We start from the raw sequence: 17,031 nt of genomic DNA, 5'->3' as shown, positions 1-17,031 counted from the left end.
GCCGAAGGACTCGACGAGACGGAACAGCGCCACCTCGACCGCGAACAGGCCGGCCTGGGTGAACACGGTCTGGTCCAGCAGTCCTGCCTCGTCGGCGAAGAGCACCGACTTCAGCGGCTGCGGCAACAGCGGGTCCAGGTGGGCACAAACCTCGTCCAGCGCGGCAGCGAAGACCGGGAACGTCGCGGCCAGCTCCCGGCCCATGCCGGCACGCTGGGCGCCCTGACCGGAGAAGAGCAGGGCCAGCTGCCCGCGCGGTGCCACGGTGCCGGTGACGGCTGCCCGGGTGGGCTCCCCGGCCGCGAGGGCGGTGAGCGCGGCGAGCAGGTCGTCGCGGTCGGCGGCGGTCACCACGGCCCGCTGCTCCAGCGCGGGTCGGGTCGTCACCGACGACCACGCCACGTCCACCGGACGCAACGACTCGTCACCGGCCAACCACCGCGCCCACCGACCCGCCTGCAACGCGAGAGCGGCATCGGTACGCGCGGAGAGCAGCACCGGCACGGTGGCGGTCGGCGTCGACCCGGCATCGGGCCGGGCCGGCTGCACGATCTCGCCTTCGAGCACGTCGGCGGGCGGCTGCTCGATGATCACATGCGCGTTGGTGCCGGAGATGCCGAACGAGGACACGGCCGCCCGGCGGGGCCGGTCCACCGCCGGCCACGGCACGGGCGCGGTGGCCAGGGCCACCGCACCGGCGGTCCAGTCGACGTGCGGGGACTGCTCGTCGACGTGCAGGGTGGGCGGGACGACGCCGTGCCGCATGGCGAGGACCATCTTGATCACCCCGGCGACACCGGCGGCGGCCTGGGTGTGGCCGATGTTCGACTTCACCGACCCGAGCCACAGCGGACGGTCGGCCGGCCGGTCCTGCCCGTAGGTGGCCAGCAGCGCCTGCGCCTCGATCGGGTCACCGAGGGTGGTGCCGGTGCCGTGCGCCTCGACCGCGTCCACGTCGGCGGTGGAAAGCCGGGCGTTGGCGAGGGCCTGCCGGATGACCCGCTGCTGGGAGGGTCCGTTCGGAGCGGTGAGCCCGTTGGACGCGCCGTCCTGGTTGACGGCGGTGCCGCGCACGATCGCGTACACCCGCCGACCCTCGCGCCGGGCGTCCGACAGCCGCTGCACGAGCAGCATGCCCACACCCTCGGACCAGCCGGTCCCGTCCGCCGACGCGGCGAACGACTTGCACCGCCCGTCCGGCGACAGACCCCGCTGCCGGGAGAACTCCACGAACGTCCCCGGCGTAGCCATCACCGTCACACCGCCCGCGAGGGCGAGGTCGCACTCGCCGCTGCGCAGCGCCTGGGCGGCCAGGTGCAGCGCCACCAGCGACGACGAGCACGCCGTGTCCACCGTCACCGCCGGGCCCTCCAGGCCGAAGGTGTAGGCGACCCGCCCGGACAGCACGCTGCCCGAGGTGCCGGTGCCGACGTAGCCCTCGGCGTCCGGCGGCAGGTCGGCCAGCCGGGAGGCGTAGTCGTGGTACATCACACCGGCGAAGACGCCGGTACGGCTGCCGCGCAGCCGCGCCGGGTCGAGACCGGCGGACTCGAACGTCTCCCACGAGGTCTCCAGCAGCAGCCGCTGCTGCGGGTCCATGGCGATCGCCTCGCGGGGCGAGATGCCGAAGAACGCCGGGTCGAAGTCCGCCGCGCCGTGCAGGAACCCGCCGTGCCGGGTGTACGAGGTCCCGCTGCGGTCCGGGTCCGGGTCGAAGAGGGACTCCAGGTCCCAGCCCCGGTCGGCGGGGAACTCGGAGATGCCGTCCCCGCCGGCGGCCAGCAGCGTCCAGAGCTGGTCGGGGCTCTCCACCCCGCCCGGGTAGCGGCAGGCCATGCCGACGATCGCGATCGGCTCATCGGTGGTGACGGCGCGCGCCGTCGACCGCCGGGCGGTGAGCTGGCCGGAGACCTGCGCGTAGAGGTGCTCGGCGAGCACGGCCGGGGTCGGGTAGTCGAAGACCAGCGTGGAGGCCAGCCGCAGCCCGGTCGCCGCGTTGATCCGGTTACGCAGGTCCACCGCGGTCAGCGAGTCGAAACCCAACTCCCGGAACGCCCGGTCCGCCGGCACCGCCTCCGCGCCACCGTGCCCGAGCACCTGCGCCACCAGGCCACGGACCAGCTGGTCGATCTGGGCGCGGGCCTCGTCGGGGGCGAGGCCGGCGAGCTGGTCGGCCCAGTCGCCGCCCTGCCCGGCCTGCCTGCGGGCGACGGTGGCACCGACCAGGGCACGCAGCACGGTCGGCGCCGGGCCGGCGCCGAGGGCGGCCCGCATGGCCGGTACGTCGAGCACGGCCGGCACCGCCACCGGGAGCCCTGCCGTGAGGGCGGCGTCGAACAGCGCGAGCCCGGTCTCGGCGCTCATCGCCGTGATGCCGGCCCGGGCCGAACGGGCCCGGTCGCCGTCGGAGACCGACGCGGCCATGCCGGCGGTGTCCCACATCCCCCACGCCATCGACACCGCCGGCAGACCCGCCTGCCGCCGATACACCGCCAACGCGTCCAGGAACGTGTTACCCGCCGCGTACGCCCCCTGACCCGGCGAGCCCAACACACCCGCCACCGACGAGAACACCACGAACAGATCCAGATCCAGACCCGCCGTCGCCTCATGCAGATGCCACGCGGCATCCACCTTCGGCGCGAGCACCCGGGCCAGCCCGTCCGCAGTGATACCGGTGACGACACCGTCGTCGAGCACACCCGCCGTGTGCACCACACCGGCAAGCCGACCAGCGGTGGTGACGCCATCGACCAGGGACCGCACCGCGTCCCCATCGGTCACGTCACACGCCACCACCCGCACCGACGCCCCGAGCCCGGACAGCCGATCCACCAACGCCTCGGCGCCGGCGGCAGCCATCCCCCGCCGCGACACCAGCACCAGGGACCGCACCCCGTAGGCCGACACCAGATGCTCCGCCACCAACGCGCCCAGAGCACCCGTACCACCGGTCACCACCACCGTGCCGGCGCCCACGGGGGCCTCCGCCGCCGTAGCCGACGCCCGCACCAGACGGGGCACCCACACCCCACCGGAACGGACGGCCACCTGGCCGCCCGTCGGGTCGTCGGCGGCGCGGGCGAGCAGACCCAGCACGTCCGGGTCCAGGTCGCCGTCGACGTCGGCCAGGACGATCCGGCCCGGGTGCTCGGACTGCGCCGCGCGCAGCAGGCCCCACACGGCCGCCGCCGCCAGGTCGTCGACCCGGTCGGCGGGGTGCGCCGCCACGGCGCCCCGGGTGACCACGACGAGTCGCGTGTCGGCGAGCGCGTCGGCGGCCAGCCACGCCTGGGTGACCGCGAGGACGTCGGCGGTGACGGCCCGGGTGGTGCCCGGCACGGCGGCGTCGCGGGGGGCGGGCAGCGGTAGGAGCAGCGCCCGGGGCGCGGTGGCCCGGCCGGTCCCGACCGCCTCCGTCAGTGCCGCGACGTCCGGGTACGCCGGCAGGTCCGGCAGGCCGGCCGGACGGTCGGCCAGCAGCGCCCAGCCGGACGGCTCGGCGGGAGTGAGGTCCTCGGGCTGCCAGGCGAGGGTGAACAGCGACCGGGCCGCCGCGCCGGGCGCGACGACGCCGGTCAGCTCGCGCAGGGCGAGGGAGTCCACCGACACCACCGGCGCACCCGACTCGTCCACCGCGACCAGGCGGACCGACGTGCCGGAACGGGTCAGCCGCACCCGCAGCGTCCGCGCACCCGACGCGTGCACCTGCACACCCTCGAACGCGAACGGCACCTGCGGGGCGGCCGACTCGTCGGCCGGCAGCAGCGCGATCGGGTGCAGGGCGGCGTCCAGCAACGCCGGATGCACGCCGAAGCGCGCCGCCTCACCGGCCGCCTCGTCCGACAGTGCCACCTCGGCGTACACCTCGCCGCCGCCGGTCCAGGCCCGGCGCAGCCCCTGGAACACCGGCCCGTACGACAGACCATGCCCGGCGAGCGCGTCGTACCAGCCGGACAGGTCCACCTCGGACACGCCGACCGGCGGCCACTCCCCCACCACCGGCTCGTCGACCGACGCCACGTCGAGCACACCGTCGGCGTGCCGGATCCACTCGGGGTCGCCGTCGGACTGCGAGTGCACCGCGACGGCCCGGGCGCCGCTCCCGTCGGGCGGGCCGACGCGGACCTGGACGCGGACCGCGCCGGTGTCGGGCAGCACGAGCGGAGCGGCGATGGTCAGCTCCCGCAGCCGGGGGACGCCCGCCTCGTCGCCGGCCCGGACGGCCAGTTCGACCAGGGCGGTGCCGGGGACGAGCACGACACCGGCGACCGTGTGGTCGGCGAGCCACGGGTGGGTGGCGACCGACAGCCGGCCGGTGAGCACCACCATGTCCTCGCCGGCGACGGTGACCGCCGCCCCGAGCAGCGGGTGCCCGGCCGCGCCGAGCCCGGCGCCGGTCACGTCGCCCGCCCTCGCCCGGCCGATGCCGAGCCAGTAGCGCTCGTGCTGGAACGCGTACGTGGGCAGGTCGACGCGCTGCGGGTCCGCCCCGGCGTACCACTGTGCCCAGGTGACTCCGACGCCGTGCACGTGCAGGTCGGCCAGCGCGGCGAGCAGCGCTCGCGGCTCCGGCCGGTCCCGGCGCTGCACCGCCACGGTGAGGGTGGACCCGTCGCCGGGCAGTACGTCGGCGGTCATCGCGGTCAGCACGCTCTGCGGGCCGATCTCGAGGAACGTGTCGGCTCCGGCGGCGCGCAGGGCGGTGACGCCGTCGGCGTACCGGACGGCCTCCCGGACGTGCCGTACCCAGTAGTCGACCCGGGTCAGCTCCTGCGGGTCGGCGAGGGCGCCGGTCAGGTTGGACACGACCGGCACGAGCGGCGCCCGGAACACCAGCCGGTCGAGGACGGTGCGGAACTCGTCGAGCATCGGCTCCATCAGCGGGCTGTGGAACGCGTGGCTGACCGTGAGCCGGCGGGTGCGCACTCCCCGGCCCTGCCAGGTCCGTTCGATGTCGTTCAGGGCGTCGGCCGCGCCGGAGACGACGACGGCGGACGGTCCGTTGACGGCGGCGATCCCGACCCGGTCGGTCAGCCCGTCCAGCGTAGGCAGGACGTCGGCCTCCGGCGCGGCCACGGCGAGCATCCCGCCACCGGCCGGCAACGCCTGCATCAACCGGCCCCGCGCCGCCACCAGGGCACACGCGTGCTCCAGCGACAGCACACCGGCCACATGCGCGGCGGTGATCTCCCCGACCGAGTGCCCACCGACGAGGTCCGGCACCACGCCGAAGGACTCCACGAGGCGGAACAACGCCACCTCGACCGCGAACAGCCCGGCCTGGGTGAAGACGGTCTGGTCCAGCAGCCCCGTCTCGTCGGCGAAGAGCACCGACTTCAGCGGCTGCGGCAGCAGCGGATCCAGGTGGGCGCACACCTCTTCCAACGCGGCGGCGAACACCGGGAAGACGTCGTACAGTTCCCGACCCATGCCGGCACGCTGCGCACCCTGACCGGAGAAGAGCACCGCGAGCTGGCCCCGGGTCCCGCCGGAGCCGGTGACGACGGTGCCGGCCGGGGTGCCGGTGGCGAGGGCACGCAGGCCGGCCAGCAGCTCGTCCCGGTCCGCCGCCGCGACGACCGCGCGGTGTTCCAGGACGGCCCGGCCGACCACGGACGACCAGCCCACGTCGATCGGGCGCAGTTCCTCGTCGGTGGCGAGCCAGTCGGACCAGCGCTGCGCCTGGGCGGCGAGGGCGGCCTCGGTGCGCGCCGACAGCAGCACCGCCGCCGGGGTGGCCGGTGCGGGCGGCTCCGGGGACGGCGGGCGGGTACCCGCGGGCGGCTGCTCGATGATCACGTGGGCGTTGGTGCCGCTGACGCCGAACGAGGAGACCGCGGCGCGTCGCGGCCGGCCCGTCTGCGGCCAGGGCCGCGCCTCGGTGAGCAGTTCGACCGCGCCGGCCGTCCAGTCGATGTGCGGGGACGGTTCGTCGACGTGCAGGGTGCGCGGCATGGTCCCGTGCCGCATCGCCATGATCATCTTGATGATGCCGGCCACCCCGGCGGCGGCCTGGGTGTGCCCGATGTTCGACTTGATCGAGCCGAGCCACAGCGGCCGGTCGGCCGGCCGGTCCTGGCCATACGTCGCCAGCAGCGCCTGCGCCTCGATCGGGTCACCGAGGGTGGTGCCGGTGCCGTGCGCCTCGACCGCGTCCACGTCGATGGTGGTCAGCCGGGCGTTGGCCAGGGCCTGGCGGATCACCCGCTGCTGCGACGGCCCGTTCGGGGCGGTCAGCCCGTTGGACGCGCCGTCCTGATTCACCGCAGTGCCCCGCACCACGGCCAGGATCCGCCGACCGTCGCGCCGGGCGTCCGACAGCCGCTGCACGAGCAGCATGCCCACACCCTCGGACCAGCCGGTCCCGTCCGCCGACGCGGCGAACGACTTGCACCGCCCGTCCGGCGACAGACCCCGCTGCCGGGAGAACTCCACGAACGTCCCCGGCGTAGCCATCACCGTCACACCGCCGGCGAGGGCGAGATCGCACTCCCCCGACCGCAGCGCCTGCACCGCCAGGTGCAGCGCCACCAGCGACGACGAACACGCCGTGTCCACGGTGACCGCCGGGCCCTCCAGGCCGAAGGTGTACGCCACCCGCCCGGAGACCACGCTGCCGGAGTTGCCGGTGCCGATGTAGCCCTCCAGCCCGTCCGGCAGCTCCTGCACCTGCGAGGCGTAGTCGTGGTACATCAGCCCGGCGAACACACCGGTGCGGCTGCCGCGTACCCGCGCCGGGTCGAGGCCGGCGGACTCGAACGTCTCCCAGGACGCCTCCAGCAGCAGCCGCTGCTGCGGGTCCATCGCGACGGCCTCCCGGGGCGAGATACCGAAGAAGGCGGGGTCGAACGCGGCCGCCCCGGTGAGGAAGCCGCCGTGCCGGGCGTACGAGGTGCCGGGGTGGTCGGGGTCCGGGTGGAACAGGGACTCCAGGTCCCAGCCCCGGTCGGCGGGGAACTCGCCGATGCCGTCGCCCCCGGCGACCAGCAGCTGCCAGAGCTGCTCGGGATTGTCCACCCCGCCCGGGTAGCGGCAGGCCATGCCGACGATCGCGATCGGCTCGTCGACACCGGTGGCGGCGACCACGTCGGGCCGGGCGGCGACCGCGCCGGTGAGCTGCTCGTGCACGTGGGCGGCGAGGGCGCCCGGGGTCGGGTAGTCGAAGACCAGCGTGGAGGCGAGCCGCAGCCCGGTCGTCGCGTTGATCCGGTTACGCAGGTCCACCGCGGTCAACGAGTCGAAACCCAACTCCCGGAACGCCCGGTCCGCCGGCACCGCCTCCGCGCCACCGTGCCCGAGCACCTGCGCGACGAGGCCACGGACCAGGACGTCGACCTGGGCGCGGGCCTCGTCGGGGGCGAGCGTGGCGAGGCGCTGCGCCCAGCCGCCGGCCGCGCCGCCACCGGCCTGCCGCCGGGCGGTCACCGTCCCGACCAGGGCACGCCACATCGGCGGTACGCCGGTGGTGGTGGCCGCCGCGCGCAGGGCCGGCACGTCGACGACGGCCGGGACGAGGGCGGGCGTGTCGGTGGCGACGGCCGCGTCGAGCAGCGCGACGCCGACGGGCTCGGTGATCAGGCCGAGGCCGGAGCGGGTGACCCGGGACCGGTCGGCGGCGCTGAGGCTGGCTGCCATGCCGTCGGTGTCCCACATGCCCCAGGCCAGGGAGTGCGCGGGCAGGCCGTGTCCCCGGCGGTGGGCGGCGAGGGCGTCCAGGAAGCTGTTGGCCGCCGCGTACGCGCCCTGGCCCGGGGAGCCGAGGACCCCGGCGATGGAGGAGAAGACGACGAACAGGTCGAGGTCCAGGTCGGCGGTGGCCTCGTGCAGCCACCAGGCGGCGTCGACCTTCGGGGCGAGCACCCGGGCGAGGCGGTCCGGGTCGATACCGGTGACGACGGCGTCGTCGAGGACACCGGCGGTGTGCACCACGCCGGCGAGCCGGTCGCCGTCGGTGAGCTGCCCGACGAGGACGCGCACGGCGGCGGGGTCGGTGACGTCGCAGGCGAGCACCCGGACCCGGGCGCCGTGGGCGGTCAACTCGGCGGCCAGTTCGGCCGCGCCGGGGGCGTCGGGGCCGCGCCGGCTGACCAGGGCGAGGGAGTCCACGCCCCACTCGGTGACGAGGTGCCGGGCGAGCAGGGCGCCGAGGGCGCCGGTGCCGCCGGTGACCAGGACGGTTCCGCCGCGCAGCCGGGGGGTGGCCGCGGGCGGGGCGTCGGCGCGTACCAGCCGGGGGGTGAGGGCCGCGTCGCCGCGGACCGCGAACTGCGCCGCGGCCGGGTCGTCGGCGGCGGCCGCGAGCAGCGCGACGGCGGGCGCGTCGAGGTCCCGGTCGAGGTCGGCCAGGACGATCCGACCGGGGTGCTCGGACTGGGCGGAGCGGAGCAGGCCCCAGACGGCCGCGCCGGCCAGTTCCTCGGCCGGGTCGGCGTCGGTGGCCCGCACCGCCTGGCGGGTGACCACGGCGAGGCGGGTGTCGGTGAGGTCGTCGGCGGCCAGCCACGCCTGCACGGCGGCGAGCACGTCGGTGGTGACGGCCCGGACCACCGCCGGTAGCTCCCCCGCCGGCAGACCGGCCGGCGTCGCGGGCACGGGCAGCAGGACCAGTCGGGGTACGTCGCCGGCCGCGACCAGTTCGGCGGCCCCCGGGTACGCGGGGGTGCCGGGCAGGGCCGGGCTGGGCGCCCCGAGCAGGGCGGTCGCGGGCTGCTCGACGGGGGTGAGCGGCTCGGCGTGCCAGGCGACCCGGAACAGCGAGCGGGCGGCGAGGGTGGCCGCCGACGGGTCGACGCCGGTCATCTCGCGCAGCACGAGAGAGTCGACGGACACCACCGGGCGGTCGGTGTCGTCGACGGCGAGCAGCCGCACGGCCGACCCGGCGCGGGTGAGCCGGACGCGGAGGGTGTCCGCCCCGACGGCGTGCACCTGGACGCCCTCGAACGCGAACGGCGCCTTCGGTCCGCTGGTGCCGTCGCCGGGCAGCAGGGCGGTGGGGTGCAGGGCGGCGTCGAGCAGGGCGGGGTGGACGCCGAAGCCGGCGCCGCCGTCCACGGTGGCGGCGGGCAGGGTCACCTCGGCGTAGACGGTGTCGTCGCCGGCCGTCCAGGCCCGGCGCAGGCCCTGGAACACCGGCCCGTACGTCATGCCGTGCCCGGCGAGGGCCGGGTACCAACCGGCGAGGTCGACCTCGTCGGCGTGCGCCGGGGGCCACGCGCCGAGACCGGTGTCGTCGGTCGGGTCGACGGCGGTGAGCACGCCCTCGGCGTGCCGCACCCAGTCGCCGTCAGGGTCGTGGTCGGGCTGCGAGTGGACGGTGACGGCCCGCCAGCCGGCGTGGTCGCGGGGGCCGACGCGGACCTGGACCCGCACCGCTCCCCGGTCGGGCAGCACGAGCGGGGCGGCGATGGTCAGCTCCCGCACCTGGCAGGGGCCGAACTCGTCACCGGCGCGCAGCACCAGTTCGACCAGCGCGGTGCCGGGGACGACCACCGCGCCGGCCACCACGTGGTCGGCCAGCCACGGCTGGGCGGCCACAGACAGCCGGCCGGTGAGCACGGCGGCGTCCTCGCCGGCCAGCCGGACGGCGGCGGCGAGCAGCGGGTGCCCGGCCGCGCCGAGGCCGGCGCCGGAGACGTCGGAGGCGCGGCCGGCGGGGCGCAGCCAGAACCGCTCCTGCGCGAAGGCGTATGTGGGCAGGTCGACCCGGGCCGGGGCGGCGTCGGCGAACAGCGGGGCCCAGTCCACGGCGCCACCGGCGGCGTACAGCTCGGCCAGGCCGGCGAGCAGGGCGCGCGGCTCGGCGCGGTCACGACGCTGGGTGGGCACGGCGAGGACGCCGTCGGCATCCCCGGTCAGGGTCTCGCGGACCAGGGCGGTGAGCACCGCGCCGGGCCCGATCTCGACGAACGTGTCGACGCCGGCGACGCGCAGGGCGGCGATCCCGTCGGCGAACCGGACGGCCTCGCGGACGTGCCGCACCCAGTAGTCGGGGCGGGTCAGCTCCTGCGGGTCCGCCAGGGCCCCGGTCAGGTTCGACACCACCGGAACCAACGGCGCGGCGAAGCTCAGCCCGGCCAGGACCGCCCGGAACTCGTCGAGCATCGGCTCCATCAGCGGGCTGTGGAACGCGTGGCTGACGGTCAGCCGGCGGGTGCGCACACCCCGGCCCTGCCAGGCCCGCTCCACCTCGTCGAGGACGTCGAGCGCGCCGGACACCACCACCGAGGACGGCCCGTTGACGGCCGCGATCCCCAGGTCGGTCAGCCCGTCGAGGCCGGCTGCCACCTCGGCCTCGGGCGCGTTGACGGCGAGCATCCCGCCGCCGGCGGGCAGTGCCTGCATCAGGCGGCCCCGCGCTGCCACCAGGGCGCACGCATCGGCGAGGGACAGCACCCCGGCCACGTGCGCGGCGGTGATCTCCCCGATGGAGTGCCCACCGACGAAGTCCGGCACCACACCGAACGACTCCACCAGCCGGAACAAGGCCACCTCGACGGCGAACAGGCCTGCCTGGGTGAACACGGTCTGATCCAGCAGCCCCGCCTCCGGCGAGCCCTCCGCGGCGAACAGCACCTCCCGCAGCGGCTGCGGCAGCAACGGATCCAGATGGGCACACACCTCGTCCAGCGCGGCGGCGAACACCGGGAAGGTCGCGTACAACTCCCGACCCATGCCGACACGCTGCGCACCCTGACCGGAAAAGAGCAGGGCGACCGGGCCCCGGTCGGTGGCACGGCCGGTGAGCACGGCGTCGCTGGGCTCGTCGGCGGCGAGGGCGGCCAGCCCGGCGGTCAGCTCGGCGTGGTCGGCGGCGAGCAGCACCGCGCGGTGCTCCAGCGCCGTACGGGTGGTCAGCGAGGTCCAGCCGACGTCGACCAGGCGGGGCAGGCCGTCCACGCCGAACCGGTCGGACCAGTGCCGGGCCTGCCGGGCCAGACCGCCCTCACCGCGGGCGGAGAGCAGCACCGGCACCAGCGGCGGCGCGGCGGACTCGACCACCTCGCCGGACACGACCTCGGCGGGTGGCTGCTCGATGACGACGTGGGCGTTGGTGCCGCTGACCCCGAACGACGACACGGCGGCCCGGCGCGGCCGGTCCGTCTCGGGCCACGGCCGCGCCTCGGTCAGCAGTTCCACCGCGCCGGCCGACCAGTCGACGTGCGGGGTGGGCTCGTCGACGTGCAGGGTGCGGGGCAGGACGCCGTGCCGCAGCGCCTGCACCATCTTGATCACTCCGGCGACGCCGGCAGCGGCCTGGGTGTGCCCGATGTTCGACTTGATCGAGCCGAGCCACAGCGGCCGGTCGGCGGGCCGGTCCTGGCCGTACGTCGCCAGCAGGGCCTGCGCCTCGATCGGGTCGCCGAGGGTGGTGGCGGTGCCGTGCGCCTCGACCACGTCGACGTCGGCGGTGGTGAGCCCGGCGTTGGTCAGCGCCTGCCGGATCACCCGCTGCTGTGACGGACCGTTCGGCGCGGTCAGCCCGTTGGACGCGCCGTCCTGGTTGACCGCGGAGCCGCGTACCACGGCGAGGATCCGGTGGCCGTTGCGCCGGGCGTCGGAGAGCCGCTCGACGAGCAGCACACCGACGCCTTCGCCCCAGCCGGTGCCGTCGGCGGCGGCGGCGAAGGAGCGGCACCGGCCGTCGGCGGCGAGCCCGCCCTGCCGGGTGAACTCGAGGAACGCGCCGGGGGTGACCATCACGGTCACACCGCCGGCGACGGCGAGGTCGCACTCGCCCTGCCGCAGCGACTGCACGGCCAGGTGCAGCGCCACCAGCGACGAGGAGCAGGCGGTGTCCACGGTGACCGCCGGCCCTTCCAGGCCGAACGTGTAGGCGACCCGGCCGGAGATGACGCTGTGCGCGCCGCCGGTGAGCCGGAAACCGTCCAGGTCGGGGGTCTCGTCGCCGGTGCCGTAGCCGGACGGGGACGCCCCGACGAACACCCCGGTCGGGGTGCCGTGCAGCGCGTCCGGGGTGACTCCGGCCTGCTCGAACGCCTCCCAGGTGGCCTCCAGCAGCAGCCGCTGCTGCGGATCCATGGCCAGGGCTTCGCGTGGGCTGATGCCGAAGAAGACCGGGTCGAAGTCGGTGGCGGTGTCGATGAACCCGCCGTGGCGGGTGTACGAGCGGCCGGGCGCGTCGGGGTCGGCGGCGAGCAGCCGGTCCAGGTCCCAGTGCCGGTCGGTGCGGAACTCGGTGATGCCGTCGCGTCCGGAGGCGACCAGGTCCCACAGCCCGTCGGGGTCGCTGACCCCGCCCGGGTAGCGGCAACTCATCCCGACGATGGCGATCGGCTCGTCGGCGGCGACCGGGCCGCCCGCGCCGGCCGGCGTACCGGCTTCGGCGGCGTCGTCGAGGCGCAGCAGGGCCGCCAGGTGCCCGGCGAGGGTGGCCGGGTTGGGATAGTCGAAGATCAGCGTGGTGGGCAGGGTCAGCCCGGTCGCGGCGGTGAGCTGGTTGCGCAGCTCCACGGCGGTCAGCGAGTCGAAGCCCAGGTCCTTGAACGCCCGCTTCGGCTTGACCGCGTCGGTGCCGGCGTGGCCGAGGACGGCGGCGGCGTGGTCGCGGACCAGGTCGGTCAGGTGCCGGTCCCGCTCGGCGCGGGTCAGGGCGGTCAGCTGTCCGCGCAGCGCGGTGACCTGGTCGGTGGTCGCGTCGGCGGGGCGCGCGGCGAGGGCGTCGCGGGCCTCGACGATGTCGTCGAGCAGCGGGCGCGGGCGGGCCGACGCGTACGCGGGGGCGAACTGTTCCCAGTCGATGTCGGCGACGGTCAGGCAGGTCTCGCCGTGCTCGACGGCGCGGCGCAGGGCGAGCAGCGCGGCGGCCGGCTGCATCGGGTTGAGGCCACGGCGGCTGAGCAGCCGCTGCGCCTCCTCGGTGGTGGCCATGCCGCCCTCGGCCCAGGCGCCCCAGGAGATGGAGGTGGCGGTGAGCCCTCGGGCGCGGCGCTGCTCGGCGAGCGCGTCGAGGTACGCGTTCGCGGCCGCGTACGCGCCCTGCCCGCCGCTGCCCCAGACGCCGGAGATGGAGGCGAAGGTGACGAACGCGTCGAGCGGCCGGTCACCGAGCAGTTCGTCGAGGTACGCCGCACCGGCGACCTTGCCGGCCATGACGTGGTCGAGCACGTCGAGGTCGGTGTCGACCAGCGCGGTGAGCCGGGTGACCCCGGCGGCGTGCAGCACGGCGGTCAGCGGGGCGACCTCGTCCAGGCCGGCGACCAGCGCGGCGACCTGGTCCCGGTCGGCCATGTCGCAGGCGACGACGCTGACCCGTACCCCGGTGGCGGTCAGCTCGTCGGCCAGCTCGCGGGCGCCGGCGGCGTCGAGGCCGCGCCGGCTGGTGAGGACCAGGTGCGCGGCGCCGTTGGCGGCGAGCCAGCGGGCGGCCTGGGCGCCGATCGCGCCGGTGCCACCGGTGACCAGGACGGTGCCGCGCGGCTGCCACGCGGTGACCTGCCGGGCGGTGCGGGCGGTGGTACGGGCGAGCCGGCGCACGAAGGTGCCGTACGGGCGGACGGCGAACTGGTCCTCGTCGCCGCTGGTGGTGAGCAGCCGGGTGACCTCGGCCCAGGTCGTGTCGTCGGGCTCGGCGGGCAGGTCGACCAGGCCGCCCCAGCGGCGCGGGTGTTCCAGGCCGACCACCCGGGCCAGGCCCCAGAGCGCGTGCTGGGCGGCGCTGGCCACCGGCTCGGCCGGGTCGGTGCCGACGCCGCCGACGGTGAGACACCACAGCGGGGCGGCGACGTCGGCGTCCTGGAGCGCCTGCACGAGGCGGGTGGTGGCGACCAGCCCGGTGGGGATGCCGGGGTGTCCCGGGTACTGCGCGTCGGCGAGGCCGAGCAGGGAGACCACCGCGGCCAGGTCGGCGTCGCGGTGCCCGGCCAGCGCCTCGGCCAGCTCCTCGCGGGTCGTCCCGGCCGGGTCGACGGTGATCCGCCGCACCGGGCGGCCCCCGGCGGCGGCGAGCCGGTCCACCCAGCCGTGCACGGTGGCGTCACCGTCGGGCAGTACCACGAGCAGGTCGCCGTCGACGGGCGTGCCGCCGGTCGACCCGGCCGGCTTCCACACCACCCGGTACGACCAGCCGTCCAGCACGGCCCGCTGCAACCGGGCCCGGCGCCAGGACGACAGCACGGGCAGCGCGGGGGCGAGCACCTCCAGGTCGGCCGGTGCGTCGAGCTGGGCGGCGAGCGCGGCCACGTCGGAGCGTTCCACCGCCGACCAGAACTCGACGTCGACCACGTCCGGGCTGACCGGCCCGGCGGCGGTGGCCGCGGCCAGCCGCTCCGGCCAGTAGCGCTGCCGCTGGAAGGCGTAGGTGGGCAGGTCGGTGAGGATCGGGGCGGGGGCGAGGATCCGCCGGTGGTCCACCGGCAGGCCGTGGGCGTGGGCGGCGGCGAGGCTGGTCAGCAGCCGTACCGTGGGGTCCTCGCCGCGGCGCAGGGTGGCCAGGGCGCGGCCGGTGACGCCGGTGTCGTCGAGGATTGCCGTCAGCGACATGCTCAGCACCGGGTGCGGGGAGACCTCGACGAAGTCGGTGTGCCCGGCGTCGAGCGCGGTCCGCACGGCGGTGTCGAACAGCACCGGCCGGCGCAGGTTGTCGGCCCAGTAGTCGGCGTCGAGGTCGGCGCCGTCGATCCAGTCGCCGGTGACGGTGGAGATGATCCGCACGTCCCCGTCGCGGGGCGTGACGTCGGCCAGGTCGGTAAGCATCCGGTCGGCGACCGGCTGGACGGCGGGCGAGTGCGAGGCGTAGTCGATGTCGATGGTCCGCACCCGGACGCCGTCGGCGGTGTACGCCGCGGCCAGGTCGGCGACGGCCTGCGTCGGGCCGGAGACCACCGTGGTGTTGGGGCCGTTGACGACGGACACGCTGACCCCGTCGGGGAGCCGGCCGGTGACCGCGTCGACGGGCAGGTCGATGGCGGCCATCGCGCCGGTGCCGGCGATGCCGGCGAGGGCGCGGGCCCGCAGGGCGAGGATCTTCACCGCGTCGGCCAGGGACAGCACCCCGGCGACGTGGGCGGCGACGATCTCGCCCTGGGAGTGGCCGATGACCGCGCGCGGGGTCAGGCCGGCGTGCCGCCACACCCGGGCCAGGCCCACCGCGACGGCGAACAGGGCCGGCTGGACGATCTCGGTGCGGGTCAGCCAGGAGTCGTCGGCGTCGGTGAGCACGGCGACGAGGTCGAGGTCGAGCCAGCGGTCGAACTCGGCCTGGCACTCGGCCAGCGCCTCGTCGAAGACGGGACAGACGCCGATCAGCCCGGCGGCCATCGACACGTACTGGGCGCCCTGGCCGGGGAAGACCCAGACCGGGCCCTCGCCGGGCTCGCCGGCGACCCCGGTGACCACGGTGCCGGCGGGCGTGCCGGCGGCGAGGGCGTCGAGGCCGGCGAGCAGCTGCGCCGGGTCGGCGGCGACGACCGCCGCGCGGTGCTCGAACACCGACCGGGTGGCGGCCAGCGACCAGGCCAGCCGGGCCGGGTCGAGGTCGTCGCGGTCACGGACGTAGCGGGCGAGCCGGGCGGCCTGCTCGCGCAGCGCCGGGGTGGACCGCGCGGAGAGCGTCCAGACGGTGGCGGGCGTGGTGAGCAGGCCGGGCTGCTCCGCCGGTACGGGGGCCGGGGCGGGCGCCGGGTCGGCCTGTTCGAGGATGATGTGGGCGTTGGTGCCGGAGATGCCGAACGACGACACGGCGGCGCGGCGGGGCCGCTGCACCTGCGGCCAGGACCGGGCCTCGGTGAGCAGTTCGACCGCCCCGGCGGTCCAGTCGATGTGCGGCGACGGGGCGTCGACGTGCAGGGTGGCCGGCAGCACGCCGTGCCGGATCGCCATGACCATCTTGATGATGCCGGCGATGCCGGCGGCGGCCTGGGTGTGGCCGAGGTTGGACTTGACCGAGCCGAGCCAGAGCGGGTCGCCCCCGTCGCGGTCCTGGCCGTACGTGGCGAGCAGGGCCTGCGCCTCGATCGGGTCGCCGAGGGTGGTGCCGGTGCCGTGCGCCTCGACGGCGTCCACGTCGGCGGGAGCGAGCCGGGCGTTGCTCAGCGCCTGCCGGATGACGCGCTGCTGGGCGGGCCCGTTGGGGGCGGTGAGGCCGTTGGACGCGCCGTCCTGGTTGATCGCGGAGCCGCGTACCACGGCGAGGATCCGGTGGCCGTTGCGCTGGGCGTCGGAGAGCCGCTCGACGAGGAGCAGGCCGACGCCCTCGGCCCAGCCGGTGCCGTCGGCGGACGCGGCGAACGACTTGCACCGACCGTCGGAGGCGAGGCCGCGCTGCCGGGAGAAGCCGACGAACGCGCTGGGGGTGGCCATCACGGTGACGCCACCGGCCAGGGCCAGGTCGAACTCGCCGGAGCGCAGCGCCTGGCAGGCCAGGTGCAGCGCGACCAGCGACGACGAGCAGGCGGTGTCCACGGTGACCGCCGGCCCCTCCAGGCCCAGCGCGTACGCGATGCGGCCGGAGACGACGCTGGTGGCGGTGCCGGTGAGCAGGTAGCCCTCGTCGGCACCGTCCGCGCCGCCGTCCTGCCCGACGCCGTAGCCGTTGGCGGCGGTGCCGACGAACACGCCGACCTTCTGTCCACGCATCGCGGAGGGGGCGATGCCGGCGCTCTCGAACGCCTCCCACGAGGTCTCCAGCAGCAGCCGCTGCTGCGGGTCCATCGCCAGTGCCTCGCGCGGGCTGACACCGAAGAAGTCGGCGTCGAACTCGGCCGCGTCGTACAGGAAGCCGCCCTGCCGGGTGGTGGACCGCCCGACCCGGTCGGCGGACGGGTCGTACAGGTTGTCCAGGTCCCAGCCCCGGTCGGTGGGGAAGCCACCGATGGCGTCGCCACCGGAGGCGACCAGGTCCCACAGCTGGTCGGGGCTGGACACCCCGCCCGGGTAGCGGCAGGACATCGCCACGATGGCGACCGGTTCCCGGGCCGCCGCGGTCAGCTGCTGGTTGAGCTGCTTGAGCCGGCTGGTCTCCTTGAGCGAAGCCCGAAGCGCCTCGACGGCCTTATCTGCAGACGTGGACAT

The 17,031-nt window shown here is 76.0% G+C and carries 1 protein-coding gene (running past one end of the window); it reads right to left on the bottom strand.

Going from position 1 to position 17,031, the window contains the following annotated elements:
• On the bottom strand, positions 1-17,031 hold the 5' portion of the coding sequence (locus tag GA0070560_RS17080; protein ID WP_091298273.1) for a type I polyketide synthase. 12,693 nt of this gene lie to the left of the window's left edge; the window shows 17,031 of its 29,724 coding nt (coding positions 1-17,031); its start codon is at positions 17,029-17,031; the stop codon falls past the left edge of the window.

Origin of the sequence: Micromonospora halophytica, assembly GCF_900090245.1 — a bacterium.
In the GTDB taxonomy this organism is placed as follows: domain Bacteria; phylum Actinomycetota; class Actinomycetes; order Mycobacteriales; family Micromonosporaceae; genus Micromonospora; species Micromonospora halophytica.
Note: the sequence above shows the minus strand (reverse complement) of the source record. Positions and strands in the feature narration are given on the sequence as shown.